This window comes from Microcoleus sp. LEGE 07076, assembly GCF_015207455.1.
Taxonomy (GTDB): Bacteria; Cyanobacteriota; Cyanobacteriia; order Cyanobacteriales; family Microcoleaceae; genus Microcoleus.
The window spans coordinates 1-12,919 of record NZ_JADEWV010000169.1 but is presented as its reverse complement, the minus strand read 5'-3'; the positions used below and the strand labels follow the sequence as shown (position 1 = coordinate 12,919).

Annotated in this window: 12 protein-coding genes; 7 read left to right on the top strand and 5 right to left on the bottom strand. The window is 45.0% G+C overall.

Going from position 1 to position 12,919, the window contains the following annotated elements:
* Together IQ270_RS22570 and nuoK are read left to right on the top strand one after the other, a co-directional pair.
* Positions 1–558: NADH-quinone oxidoreductase subunit J (locus tag IQ270_RS22570; RefSeq protein ID WP_193975441.1), on the top strand; the 558-nt coding region annotated here is incomplete at its 5' end.
* A gap of 219 nt (positions 559–777) precedes the next feature.
* Positions 778–1,083, top strand: a complete 306-nt coding sequence (gene nuoK / locus IQ270_RS22565; RefSeq protein ID WP_228042566.1) for an NADH-quinone oxidoreductase subunit NuoK — start codon at positions 778–780, stop codon at positions 1,081–1,083.
* 91 nt (positions 1,084–1,174) lie between these two features.
* On the opposite strand, the gene folB is transcribed toward nuoK, so the two are convergent.
* The 5 genes from folB to IQ270_RS22540 all read right to left on the bottom strand — a co-directional run bounded on the left by folB (position 1,175) and on the right by IQ270_RS22540 (position 5,613).
* On the bottom strand, positions 1,175–1,531 hold the full coding sequence (gene folB / locus IQ270_RS22560; RefSeq protein ID WP_193975439.1) for a dihydroneopterin aldolase: 357 nt from the start codon (positions 1,529–1,531) through the stop codon (positions 1,175–1,177).
* A 152-nt stretch (positions 1,532–1,683) separates the two neighbouring features.
* A complete protein-coding gene (locus tag IQ270_RS22555) occupies positions 1,684–3,072 on the bottom strand; it encodes a serine/threonine-protein kinase (protein WP_193975438.1) in 1,389 nt (462 codons plus the stop codon).
* Positions 3,073–3,332: 260 nt separating this feature from the next.
* Entirely contained in the window at positions 3,333–3,776 is a 444-nt protein-coding gene (locus IQ270_RS22550) for a hypothetical protein (protein WP_193975437.1), read from the bottom strand.
* A complete protein-coding gene (locus tag IQ270_RS22545) occupies positions 3,763–4,227 on the bottom strand; it encodes a hypothetical protein (RefSeq protein WP_193975436.1) in 465 nt (154 codons plus the stop codon). The genes IQ270_RS22550 and IQ270_RS22545 overlap by 14 nt, the downstream gene beginning before the upstream one ends.
* Positions 4,228–4,329: 102 nt before the next feature.
* Positions 4,330–5,613, bottom strand: coding sequence for a glutamate-5-semialdehyde dehydrogenase (locus tag IQ270_RS22540; RefSeq protein ID WP_193975435.1), 1,284 nt, complete (start codon positions 5,611–5,613; stop codon positions 4,330–4,332).
* 213 nt (positions 5,614–5,826) lie between these two features.
* Here IQ270_RS22540 and IQ270_RS22535 point away from each other — a divergent pair, with 213 nt between their 5' ends.
* The 5 genes from IQ270_RS22535 to IQ270_RS22515 all read left to right on the top strand — a co-directional run.
* The gene (locus IQ270_RS22535; RefSeq protein WP_193975434.1) at positions 5,827–7,551 is read left to right on the top strand and encodes a zinc metalloprotease HtpX; all 1,725 of its coding nucleotides are present in this window, start codon (positions 5,827–5,829) and stop codon (positions 7,549–7,551) included.
* Positions 7,552–7,673: 122 nt separating this feature from the next.
* Complete coding sequence (locus IQ270_RS22530) at positions 7,674–8,645, top strand: SMP-30/gluconolactonase/LRE family protein (RefSeq protein ID WP_193975433.1); 972 nt, start codon at positions 7,674–7,676, stop codon at positions 8,643–8,645.
* Between the two features lie 229 nt (positions 8,646–8,874).
* Positions 8,875–10,614, top strand: a complete 1,740-nt coding sequence (locus IQ270_RS22525) for a hypothetical protein (protein ID WP_193975432.1) — start codon at positions 8,875–8,877, stop codon at positions 10,612–10,614.
* Between the two features lie 154 nt (positions 10,615–10,768).
* The gene (locus IQ270_RS22520) at positions 10,769–11,365 is read left to right on the top strand and encodes a Uma2 family endonuclease (protein WP_193975431.1); all 597 of its coding nucleotides are present in this window, start codon (positions 10,769–10,771) and stop codon (positions 11,363–11,365) included.
* Between the two features lie 94 nt (positions 11,366–11,459).
* Positions 11,460–12,919: DUF1565 domain-containing protein (locus IQ270_RS22515; protein WP_339384269.1), on the top strand; the 1,460-nt coding region annotated here is incomplete at its 3' end.

The following is a 12,919-nucleotide window of genomic DNA, read 5'->3' as shown; positions in this document are numbered from 1 at the left end:
GCATTAGGAGTAGTCCTGTTCTCCAACATCGTTTACTCAGCATTTTTGCTGTGTGCAGTATTTACCAGCATTGCCGGTATGTACCTGTTGCTGAATGCTGATTTTGTTGCAGCAGCACAAGTTTTGATTTATGTTGGTGCTGTCAACGTCTTAATTTTGTTTGCCATCATGTTGGTAAACAAACAAGAAGATTTCCGCACAATTTCTAACGCTTGGGTACGTCAAGTAGCAACCGCAGTGGTTTGTGGTGGTTTGTTTGCGCTTTTGGGTACGATGGTAGTGTCTACTCCTTGGGCGATTGTGACAACGACTGGAGCACCTGCCGAAAGTTCGATTGTGACGATCGCCAAACACTTCTTTACAGACTATTTGCTACCTTTTGAGTTAGCATCAGTGTTTTTGTTGATGGCAATGGTAGGAGCAATTGTCTTGGCCCGCCGCGATTTCTTTGCGGACGAACTGTCAATCAAGCCATCGGAAACACCAGCTTTTAGCTTGCCAGAACGGCCGCGCGAATTAGTTTCAGCAGGTGATGTTTCTTCAGCCGAAACAAAGTAATTTCAGGCTGCGCCCTGCACACCTAGTTCTGTATGGGCCGTGCAGCGCGCGCTTGATGAGAGAAACTCAGTTTCTGTGCCCTACCTGGAAACGCACCTGCGTTCATCTGTGTTTACCTGTATTGGATCTGCGGTTGATCGATCGAAGATTTATGCAACAAGTCCAAACTGCCTGTTTTGTAGTAATTTTGACTGAGAGCAACTCAAAAATTTTATGCAACTGCAACTCCAGTATTTCCTGTTATTAGCTGCTGCACTTTTCTGTATTGGCATTTACGGTTTAATTACCAGCCGAAATGCAGTGCGGGTTTTGATGTCGATCGAGTTGATGCTGAATGCAGTCAATCTCAACCTGATGGGTTTTTCCAATTATCTTGACCCCGTACAGATTAAAGGTCAAGTATTTACGGTGTTTGTAGTAACGGTAGCCGCTGCTGAAGCCGCAGTCGGTTTGGCAATCGTCCTAGCGATTTACCGCAACCGCAATACCGTAGATATGGAAGAGTTTAATTTGCTGAAGTGGTAATTAATCAATAGTCATCAGTCATCAGTCATCAATCATTAGTGACAAACTAATGCAGATTAAAGACTGATGACTAAGGACTAAGGACTAATAACTAATGACTTCTAGTAATTTCTAGAGTAATTCTGCCGCCGAAGTCAGGGATGGGAGCTGCTGGTTTTGAGAGTTGGAGTTTAACTTTTTCGACTAACGGTAGTTGTAAAAGCGCTTGAGCAATAGTATCTGCTAGGCGTTCGATTAATAAAAACTTCGAGTCTTTGACTAGCTTTTGAATCAGAGTAATTGCGCTGCGGTAATCAAGAGTATGTTGAATATCATCACTTTTTCCAGCTTGCGATAAATCTACCCAGAGAGTGACATCCACTTCAAACCACTGCCCCAAGACTTGTTCTTCTGCCAGATAGCCAGTGTAGCCGTAACAGCGAATTCCTGTAAGTTGAATAGAATCCATTTTGCAATAAACTAAAAGTGCGTTGCCTAACCAATTTGTATTAAACCAGATAAAGTTCTCTTTCTCTTCCCTCTCTTTTTTGGCTTTTTTACTTCTCCCTCTGCGCTCTTTGCGCCCTCTGCGGTTCAATCACTCTTATTCTATCTTAAATATCAGAACTGTTCTCCCTTCTCCAATCTATCCAGATAATTTTCAGCAACTTCATACCATTTGCGCCTAATCGGTGTATCTTCGGGCTTTTCTGTCAATGTACGACCTTGTAATTCTGGATATTTATTGTAAAACAATTCATCTACTTTATTATAAAAAATATCCGGTTCGATATTCAGATTTTTGCGGCGCTTGCCAATGTTTTCTTGACGAGCGATTTCTGCGTCTAAAGACGTGTCTGAAGAATGAGGTAAATCTGGAAATTTGGGTATTTCCGGTAACTTGGGGAAAGTAAAACCAGATTTTATCGCACTAAAAGCTATAATGCCCGGTAATAAAACTACACTTAAACTCCCTAGAATTTTCCAAGGAATTAACTTAAGTTTATTGGTATTTCTGTTGATAACTTGATTGTTGTTGACAACAGGAGTATGATTGTTGGTGGCTGTTTGAGTGCTGTATTTGAAGGGGCGACCGACAAAGTTCTGTGTCACAATTTGGGAGATTATGCTGCGGATTTGGGATAATTTTGGGTCTTTGAGGGCTTCGCGGACTTGTTTTGCGGACTGGTAGCGATCGCCCGGTTGTTCTGCTAGCATTTTATCTAATACTGCGGCTAAATTTGGGCTGACACTGACGTGCGTTAGCGAAGCCCTCGAAGAGGAACGCCAATTCCAAGTTTTGCTATTGATATCGTACAATTTCTGAGGCTTTTTGCCGCTTAGCAGCACCAAAGCTGTCACGGCTAAAGCGTACAAATCGCTAGCCGCCGAAACTTTCCCCTGCCGCATTTGTTCTGGGGGCGAATAACCTTGTTTGCCGATCGCCGTAGCAGGTTGTCCGCTAAACTGAAATACCGCCGTTGCTGCGATTTGTTTGACTGAACCGAAGTCAATTAAAAATGGCAGTTTGTCAGCAGTGTGTTGGATGATGTTGTCGGGGGAAACATCGCGGTGAATTAAGTTTTTGGAATGAATGTATTCTAAAATTGGTAAAAGCTGAAATAGCAGTTGAGTAACTTCGGCTTCAGTAAAATTTTCACCTTGCTGCTGGCGAGATATAAGTATTTGTTCGTAGGTTTTACCGGGGATGTAGTCTTGGACTAAAAATAATGATGGAGCTCCGCCCAAATCGGTGCGAAGCAGTTCTCGAAAGCGGGGGATTTGCGGGTGTTGGAGGTTGTAAAGCATACTCGCTTCGCGATCGAACAATTCGGCCGCTTTCGGGCTGTGAACAACCGGAGAAAATTCTTTGAGTACGCAGTTTTCGCCGTAGCGGTTGATATCTTCTGCGAGGTAGGTGCGCCCGAAGCCGCCGCGGCCCAATTCGCGGATGATGCGGTAGCGTTTTTCGAGGGTGGAACCAGGGGCGAGGAGGGATGAGTTAGACATAAACAACGGTGGATTGTTCTAGTTGAGGAGTCCCGGAGCACAGTATAGCTTATTTTAGCTAAGTTTAGTTGCATGGGAGGGAGCATCTCATATTTGTAAAAATACTTCTTTTGACTCCTGATTTCTTCCTCTTTCCTCCTGTCCCGCAGTCTCGGGCCTCCAATTTCTAGCTTGGCTGCTTTCCGACAGAGATCCTCCCTAATGCGAGGGCGATCCATCCTGCAATATCAATGCTCTCTTCAATAGTTTTATCGATCGTTTCATGGTGTAGACTCATCATCATCATTTGACTCTGACACATTTTCTTCCTGTTGTTGCTGTGACTCCATAAGCTCTGCAAGCAATTGCTTTAAATTCTTGTCAGGAGGACGCTTGGGAAACTCACTGTGTGTATATATCCATGTAAGCTTTATTACGCTTTGAGTACGATCGACCAAGTACATAAGTCTTCCCTGACGCGCCGCACCCTGTAAATTTGGCAGATCAAAGTAATATTTTCGGAATTCCCATTCTTCCGGTTTGCTCAAACTTCCGGGCAATTTTTCAGCGAAAGAATCAGGAAGAAAAGGATTGCTACTTAAATTTTTGATGATTTGTGCAACAAAATCCTGAAAAACTTTCTTAGCTTTCTCACCTTTATCATGACGCTTCAGAAGCTCTTTGTAGGAACGCTTAAATTTATCAGATGGATTAATCCGAAACACTGCTCAGCCACTCACAAAACTCATCGGGTGTCATTGCAGGATTATCGCCCGATTTAGCCAAAGCTTCCTGTACAACTTCAGCCATTGTTTGCTCGTAATCAGGGTGCTCTCTTTCGATCGCTCCAAGTACAGCATTTTTTAGACGAATTAAGGCGTTGAAGTAGTCAGTCAGAACATCAGTTTCACCGCAGATTAACATCCAAGCTAGCGACAGCCTTGTTCTCAGAGAAGCAAAAAAACCTTGATTACCATCTTGATTGATAATTGAGGCATAAATCAGAGCTTTCAGTAACTCACGCTCCGCATCCGAAAAATCTTCCCACTTATTTTCTACTGCTGTTGCTAGAGCCTCTGTGTTTTGGGCGATCGATCGCAACCTTGACTGACTTACTGTATCCGGTTGGGATATTTGCCTAATTTCATAGGGGTTAATGGTAATTGCAGCAGACATTTTTTGCCTCCGGACACGATTGCGAAGGGTATAGATTCAGTATAACAGTGCGATCGATAATTTGTGAATCGGCAAATCGCGGGACGATCGCACTATTGTATCTTACAACTCCCGATGAGTAAATTCCCGAGCATCTTTGCCGACATAACTCGCAGCAATATGACCGTCTCCAACAACTCGATACTTATAGGTAATCAACCCTTCTAAACCAACAGGCCCGCGGGGCGGCATTTGCTGCGTGCTAATCCCCACTTCTGCGCCGAAACCGTAGCGGAAACCGTCAGCAAATCGAGTCGAACAATTGTGATAAACTCCGGCCGCATCTACTTGACTTAAGAATGTTTCAGCGGCTTGGCTGTCTTCGGTAACAATCGCATCTGTATGTCGGGAACCGTAGGTATTGATGTGATTAATTGCTTCTTCCACAGAGTCTACGATTTTGATTGATAAAATTAAATCGCTGTATTCTGTAGACCAATCTATCTCTGTGGCTTCTGCAATGTTTTCTAAGATGGCGCGAGTGGGTTCGTCTCCTCGCAGTTCGACTTTTTTCTGCTGCAAAGCTTGGGCGACAGCGGGCAGGAAATTATGGGCGATCGCACTGTGAACTAACAAGGTTTCAATGGCATTGCAGGCGGCAGGATACTGAGTTTTGGCATCCACAGCAATCTCTACGGCTTTCTGAAGGTCTGCTGCTTTGTCTGCGTACAAATGACAAATTCCGTCGGCGTGTCCCAAGACGGGAATCCGGGTATTTTCCTGCACAAACCGCACGAAGGAATTAGAACCTCTAGGAATAATCAAGTCTACGTATTCATCCATTTTGAGCAGTTCAATTGTTTCTTCGCGGGTGGTAAGTAACTGCACGGCTGCGGGATTGACCGCAGTTTCTGCTAATGCTTGATGGATAATTTTTGTCAAGATTTCGCAGGAACGGACTGCTTCTTTTCCGCCTTTGAGAATGACACCGTTGCCGGATTTGATTGCCAAGGATACTATCTGAATTAAAGCTTCTGGGCGCGCTTCAAAAATAATGCCTAAAACGCCCAAAGGACAGGTAACGCGCTTCAGAATTAATCCTGTGTCCAATTCGCGGTGGATTTGTACGGAACCTACAGGATCTGGGAGTTTGGCAACGTCGCGCACGCCCGCAATCGCACTTTTCAACTTGCTCTCATCCAACTTTAGGCGATCGTACAGCGGTTTGGCAATTCCATCCGCTTCGGCCGCCTTGCAGTCAGCAGCATTCGCCGCCACAATATCCGCCGCCGCAGCTTCTAAAGCTTTAGCAATAGCCTCTATCGCTTGATTTTTTGCAACAGCCGACAAAACTGCCAGTTTTCTAGCAGATGCGCGGGTTTTTTGGGCAATTTCAATAATCGACATGGCAGTAACTTTTAAATAGTTTTCGGTTTTGAGTTGAGAATTGAATCCCCACAAATAAATTTAGCGGGCGGTTTTCGATCTTAACAATTTTCTAGTAAATTCTATATTTTTGTTGACATTTCTGATAGCGCTCCGCAATTACAGGTTAAAACAGTGAAGTATAGATAAAATCCCACGGTGATTTCCATTTGTCAATAACCTTAGGAGATTATTATGTCATCTCAAGCTCCTTTACGCAAGGCAGGGCGATCGCCCAAAGCCGGCGTTAAACTTATACAGAAAACTGGCGGCAACCTCATTTTAGCTTCCGGTGTCACCATCACCATGCTGTTTGGTATGGTGTTGGTGCTATCCTTAGCCACGGTTTTCATTGTCGGTAGCCCCGATCCAGTCGCCGGATTGGCGATCGCACTTCCGATCACCCTAATTTTTAACATAGCAGCTTTTTTTCTATCGCCTTACTTGATGGACTTAACCCAAAATTGGCTCTACAATACTCGCTGGGTTTCGCTAGCAGAAATTGCCAGCCAAAGTCCCGAAACAGCGAAAATTATTCAGAAAGTTTGTAAACAAAAAAACCTGACTCAGCCGCGTTTAGGAATTATCGATGACCAAAACCCTACTGCTTTTACCTACGGTTCATTTCCTAACAGCGCTCGGTTAGTCGTCAGTCAAGGTATTTTCACCTATTTAGACGACGATGAAATTGCCACTGTTTACGCCCACGAACTCGGTCACATTGTCCACTGGGACTTTGCAGTAATGACTTTAGCTTCGACTTTGGTACAAATTACTTACTTAATTTATACCTTTGCCAGACGCATGGGTCGAAATGGGGGGCAAAAAGCTAAAGATGTGGCAGGTAATTTAGCTGCTGTTGCTTATTTGTTTTACATCGCCGGCACTTATTTATTGCTGTATTTGTCGCGGACGCGAGAATATTTTGCCGACCATTTTGCCGCCGAAACTACTGGAAACCCCAACGCTTTATCGCGCGCTTTGGTAAAAATTGCTTACGGCATTTTGGAAGAAGCACAAACAGCAACGGAACCCAGCCGCTTGTTAGAAGGAACTCGCGCTTTGGGTATTTACGATGCCGCATCTGCCACATCTACCGGCACTGCTTACCGGATTTCTTCGGAACCAGAAAAGATTGGGCGAGTGTTTTTGTGGGATATGTTTAATCCTTGGGGTTGGTGGATGGAGTTGAACTCTACTCACCCGCTGACTGGTAAACGAGTTCGCGCTTTGAGCACCTACGCAGAACAATTGGGTTTGGATATTGAGTTTGATATGGGGCGGATTGTCGGCGAAGGCCACAATTTGAGCAAGCGGAAATTGTACGGCAATTTCTTTTTCGATTTGCTGCTGTACAGTGGGGAAACTCTGGGCTTGGCGGTGGGTTTTGCGATCGGCATTTCGCTGTCTGCTGCGAATCCAATAATGATGATTGCTTGTGCTTTAATCGGTTTGGGCGCGGGAATCTTGCTCAAGACTTTGGTAAGGTTTCCGAATTACGAACAAGCAGAAAATTTGGATGTTTTAAGTTTAATGTCTGACCCTTATGCAAGTCCTTTGCGGGGTCAACCTGCGAAACTGCAAGGCAAATTAATTGGTCGCGGTGATGCGGGTTATGCGTTTGGTTCGGATCTGAAATTGCAAGACAAAACGGGAATGATTTATCTGCGCTATGCTTCTCGTTTTGGGCCAATTGGTAATTTTTTGTTTGGGATGAAACGGGTTGAAAGTTTGGTTGGGATGGATGTTAGCGCTTTGGGTTGGTTCCGCCGCGGTGTCGCGCCTTGGATAGATTTGATTCGGCTTGAAAGCGATAGCGGCACGACGGTTAGTAGTTATCACCGTTTCTGGTCTTTTGTGATGGGATTCGGCGCGATCGCGATCGGTATTGCATCTCTATTCGTGTCATTTCCAGCTTAACATTTGAAAAAACTTGCATTCCTTAGTACAAACCAGTTCGTAGTGAGGACTTCAGTCCTCCCTCCCAAATAAATTTTCAGGACTTGCATTCCTTACTACAAACCTCAGATCAGATCGCAAACATGACAGTCAAAATTGCTACAATCAGTTTGTTGTTAATAATCTTGACCTTAGCAGCCAGCAACCACAGCCAAAAACTGACGGCCAACTTAACAAATTTTGCTGCCCAAACTGAAAAGCCGAAGGAAAAAAATACCGTGCAAAGTATTCTCGATGACAGCCCAAAACTAGAAAAATTAGCGGGAAATTTCCAATTTATAGAAGGCCCGATTTGGCTTCCAGAAGGATTTTTGCTGTTCAGCGATATTCCCGCCAATATTATCTATAAATTCGCATCCAACCAGCAAGTGGAGATATTTCGCCGCCCTTCGGGAAAAGCCAACGGTAATACTTTGGATCGAGAAAATCGATTGATTACTGCCGAACACGAAAATCGGCGCGTATCTCGCACTGAAAAAGACGGCAAAGTTATCGGGCTGGCGGATAGATATGAGGGCAAAAAACTCAATAGCCCGAATGATTTGGTTGTGAAATCAGACGGCAGCATTTATTTTACAGATCCGCCCTACGGTATTACTAAAGAACAGGAAGAATTGGGTTTTTACGGTGTTTACCGGCTGGCACCAGACGGCAAGTTAACTTTGCTGGTTAAGGATTTGGTGCTGCCGAACGGGATCGCTTTTTCACCAGACGAGCAAAAACTTTATGTCAACAATTCGGAAGCGGGATTTATTGCCGTTTTTGATGTTAAACCTGACGGAACTGTTACCAATCAGCGGATTTTTGCTGAACTAAAAGACGCGAGTCAAAGCGGAGTTCCCGACGGTTTAAAAGTTGATGTAGAAGGAAATGTTTACAGTACCGGGCCGGGGGGAGTGTGGATTTTTTCGCCGGAGGGCAAGCTTTTGGGGAGGATTTCTGTGCCTGAGACGGCGACTAATTTGGCTTGGGGAGACACAGATTACAAAACGCTTTACATTACCGCAAGTAAAAGTCTTTATCGGATTCGACTGAAAATTGCGGGTCGTTTGTAGTCAGGACTTTAGTCCTCAGAAAGAAGGACGCTCAGTCCTCAATACAAACACTAAGTAAAAGTCTTTATCGAATTCGTTTGAAAATTGCGGGTCGTTTGTAGTGAGGACTTTAGTCCTCAGAAAGAAGGACGCTGAGTCCTCACTATAAACACTTTTTATTAGGGATAATTGACCGGGCATGATATGATTGTACTTTTGAAAATCAGTCTTTCCCTATCTCAAATCTCAAATGGTATTAATGGCCCGCTTGCACAAGTTTCTGACGGCGACTGTGGATGAAAAATCCCGATCGCGCACCATATTTTGGTTGACCCTGAGCTTGACATTTGCCGCAGTTTATGCTGTTTTGGGTATGCAGCAAGCATTCAGCGCCGAGTATGTGGTGCAAGACGATGCGAGGCAGCACGTTTTCTGGATGATGCGGTTTGTCGATCGACAATTATTCCCCAACGATTTCATTGCTAACTACTTTCAATCTGTCGCCCCCGCAGGATACAGCACGCTCTACAAAATAGCAGCAACAATTGGCATTCACCCGCTATTTTTTCACAAAATACTGCCGCTATTTCTCGGCTTAATCTCCACTTATTTCTGTTTTGGGCTTTGCCTAGAAATGCTGCCGGTGCCGCTGACTGGATTTATGGCATCTTTGCTGTTAAATCAGCATATGTGGATGACTGACGATTTGGCTTCCACAACTGCCAGAGCTTTTATCTACCCGATATTTCTCGGTTTTTTATATTATTTATCCCGGAATTGGTTGCTGCCTTGTTTGGGAGCGATCGCCCTAATCGGACTATTTTACCCTCCTTACGCCTTGGTGGCTGCCGGAATTTTAGTTTTGCGGCTGCTAAGCTGGGAAAACGGCGGTTTGCACTTGTCGGGCGATCGCACAAATTACCTATTTTGCAGTACAGGTTTGGGAGTAATATTTTTAGTAATGCTGCCCTATGTCTTAGATAAATCTGAATTTGGCCCGACTTATACCGCAGCCGAAGCAAAGAAAATGGGAGTATTTGCACCCAAGGGCAGAAATGCTTTTTTTCGTCCAAATCCGGTAGATTTTTGGCTGACTGGTAGGGGCAGCGGGATGTTTCCCAAGTCGCTGTTTACGCCTGTAACTCACTGTGTCGGATTGTTATTTCCGCTGCTGCTGTTAGGGCGATCGCACTTTCCTTTAGCCAAACAGATTCAAAGCAAAATCTGGCTGTTGCTTCAGCTATTTATAGCATCTTCAGTCATGTTTTTTGCAGCTCATGCCACCGTTTTTAAATTATATCAACCTGGACGCTATACTGCTTACAGCTTGCGATTTATTGTAGTGTTGGTAAGCGCGATCGCCCTAACGTTAATTATCGATGGAGTCGGTCATTGGGCATCGCAAACCGTAACAAAACTTGATTGGAAAAATCTAGTTGCACTAATTACAACAGCGACAATCGCGATCGCATTGGTGCTTTATCCCTGCTTCGTTGAAAAATTTCCAACAGTTGGATATGTAGAAGGTAAAATGCCGGGTTTGTACAAATTTTTCCAACAACAACCTAAAGATATCCTGATTGCTTCCATCGCGGCAGAGGCGGACAATTTGCCAACATTTAGCCAGCGTTCGGTTTTGGTGGCAAAGGAATATGCCGTGCCTTATCAGAAAGGCTACTACAGCAAATATCGGCAGCGAGTTAGCGATTTAATTCGCGCTCAATACACGCCAGACAGAACTGTATTGCAAAATTTTATTAATCAATATGGAGTTGATTTTTGGATGCTCGCTCGGAATGCTTTGACTCTGGATTATGTAGAAGATTACGGCTGGCTAAATCAATTCGATCCTGCACAAGAAGCGATGCTTGCTCTCAAACAAGGAAAAGTTCCCGTCTTAGCTTCAGCGATGACAAATTGTGCTGTTTTTCAAAATGAAACTCTAGTAGTTTTGGATGCCTCTTGTATTGTGAAACTTGGTGGGAGTTAAGGCGAGGCAGATCCAAAGCATCTGGGTTTCTAGGCTGTGCTTGGGAAGGAGAAAGAACTGTTAGGATTCGTTAGCTACAATTGCTGTATGGATATTCTGTAAGAGCGATCGCCCAATACGCTATAATTCCCATCAGAGATAATGGTGCGGTTCAATGACACAAGTTCTCGATCGCGAAATTCTCGATGGGCGAGTGGTGCTCAACGGCACCTGGGAACAATTCAAGTTAATCCAGAAGGGTGCCGAAGATTCCCCTGGCGTAAAGTTGTCTTTTTTTGCAGGGGCGATCGAGATTCTGATACCGGGATTCCAACACGAAAATTTTTCGGAAATCATTGGTTACTTGGTGACAACTTTTTTGCTAGCGCAAGGCATTAGGTTTTACCCTTCTGGTTCCATGACGCAAGAGAAAATCGGAGAAGCTTCTACTCAAGCAGACAAATCCTTTTGTTTGGGGGAACCTAAGTTGATTCCCGATTTGTCGATCGAGGTAGTTTATACTAGCGGTGGACTGAGCAAGTTGCCAAAATATCGAGCTTTTGGCGTGCCAGAAATCTGGTTTTGGGAGAATGGCACGCTGCGGCTTTATCATCTTCGGGAAGATAGTTATGAGGAAGTAATTGGGAGTCAACTCTCAGGATTGGAAACCCTGGATATTGATTTGCTAAAACGCTCAATTTTGATGGGCGAAACTGATTTGGCTGAAGCGGTGAAGGTTTTTGGGCAGGGAATCTCGACTGTCTGCGATTGAAATAGAAGATGCAGATACTTGACTTGTTTAAAAAATCGGATATTTGCTGTTGCTGGTAACGATAAATATAGTTCTTTGTAGGGTCAATCCCCCTGTGGTTGTCATCCCCTTTGGCTGTCTTCCCGATCGAGCTAAGTATAGATCCGGGGTCAGCTTAGTAGAGAATGAAAAGTATACAAAGACCCGATCGCAAATTTATTTCTTCCACAAAAACATGGCAACAGTTTACGTCAACCCGCAAACAGGTAGTGATGGAGCCGCCGGCAGCCAATCGGCGCCCTTGAAAACGATCGCCCGCGCGATCGCCCGCGCTGCATCGGGAACAATTATTCAGCTAGCACCGGGAACTTACAGCGCAGCCAGCGCCGAAAAATTCCCCTTGGAAATTCCCTCTGGAGTCAAAGTTATCGGTAGCGAAACTAACAAAGGAAGCGGCACTCTGATTCAAGGAAGCGGCAAATTTGTCAGTCCCACCGCAGCCAGTCAAAATATCACAATATTGCTAGCAACCGATGCCGAATTGCGCGGCGTAACTGTCACTAATTTGGAGAGTCGCGGCACCGGAGTCTGGATTGAGTCAACTTCTCCCACTGTGGCTAACTGCACTTTCACGCTTTGCAAGCGCGAAGGTGTTTTTATCACGGGTTCGGCGAATGCTGCGATTCTCGACAACAAATTTGTACAAAACTCGGCGGCTGGCGTAATTGCGGCGGAAACTGCTAAAGGCGTACTGCGGCGCAATGTTTTTCAAAATACCGGTTTCGGCATTTCTCTGCAAGATAAATCTGCTCCTTTGATTGTTGAAAACCAAATTTTGGAAAATCGCTCCGGTATTGTTTTATCGGGGGAATCTAAGCCCGTTGTGCGGAAGAATCGCTTTGAAAAAAATACCGAAGATGGTTTGACTGCTGTGGGGAAATCGCTGCCAGATATCGGTACGGCTCAAGATTTGGGGGGCAATATCTTTCGGGATAACGGCGAATTTGACTTGCAAAACGCGACTGGGGTGAAGATTTCTGCCTTGGGAAATCAGCTCGCTCCGGCGCGGGTGAAAGGTTTGTTTGATTTGGGCAATGTTGTTGCGCCGACTCCGACTCCGACTCCGACACCAACTCCGACTCCTGGGGGGGTAAAGTTTAGCGATATCAGCACCCACTGGGCTAAGGATTTTATCGATCGCCTCGCCTCGATGAATATTGTCAGCGGGTTTCCCAACGGCACTTTTAAACCTGACGAGACTTTAACTAGAGCTCAGTATGCGGCTTTGCTGGCGAAGGCGTTTGAGTTGGCCCCGCGTCGGGAGGCGACGGTTTTTAAGGATGTGGTGGCGGATTTTTGGGCGTATGGGGCGATCGTCAAAGCGAATCGAGGTGGATTTTTAGCTGGATACCCCGATCGCACCTTTCGCCCGGAACAGAATTTGACCAGAGCTCAGGCTATAGTTTCTTTGGTAAACGGCTTGCAGTTGACTGGCGGCAATCCCAATTCTTTGAGCGTTTATGCCGATCGAGCTTTGATTCCCAGTTTTGCTACCGACTCCACAGCAACCGCCAC

Coding starts and splice junctions, on each gene's coding strand:
- IQ270_RS22530 (WP_193975433.1), top strand. CDS start 7,674: ATGACAGTCAAAATTGCTACAATCAGTTTGTTGTTAATAATCTTGACC.
- IQ270_RS22540 (WP_193975435.1), bottom strand. CDS start 5,613: ATGTCGATTATTGAAATTGCCCAAAAAACCCGCGCATCTGCTAGAAAA.
- folB (WP_193975439.1), bottom strand. CDS start 1,531: ATGGATTCTATTCAACTTACAGGAATTCGCTGTTACGGCTACACTGGC.
- IQ270_RS22555 (WP_193975438.1), bottom strand. CDS start 3,072: ATGTCTAACTCATCCCTCCTCGCCCCTGGTTCCACCCTCGAAAAACGC.
- IQ270_RS22525 (WP_193975432.1), top strand. CDS start 8,875: ATGGTATTAATGGCCCGCTTGCACAAGTTTCTGACGGCGACTGTGGAT.
- IQ270_RS22535 (WP_193975434.1), top strand. CDS start 5,827: ATGTCATCTCAAGCTCCTTTACGCAAGGCAGGGCGATCGCCCAAAGCC.
- IQ270_RS22545 (WP_193975436.1), bottom strand. CDS start 4,227: ATGTCTGCTGCAATTACCATTAACCCCTATGAAATTAGGCAAATATCC.
- IQ270_RS22520 (WP_193975431.1), top strand. CDS start 10,769: ATGACACAAGTTCTCGATCGCGAAATTCTCGATGGGCGAGTGGTGCTC.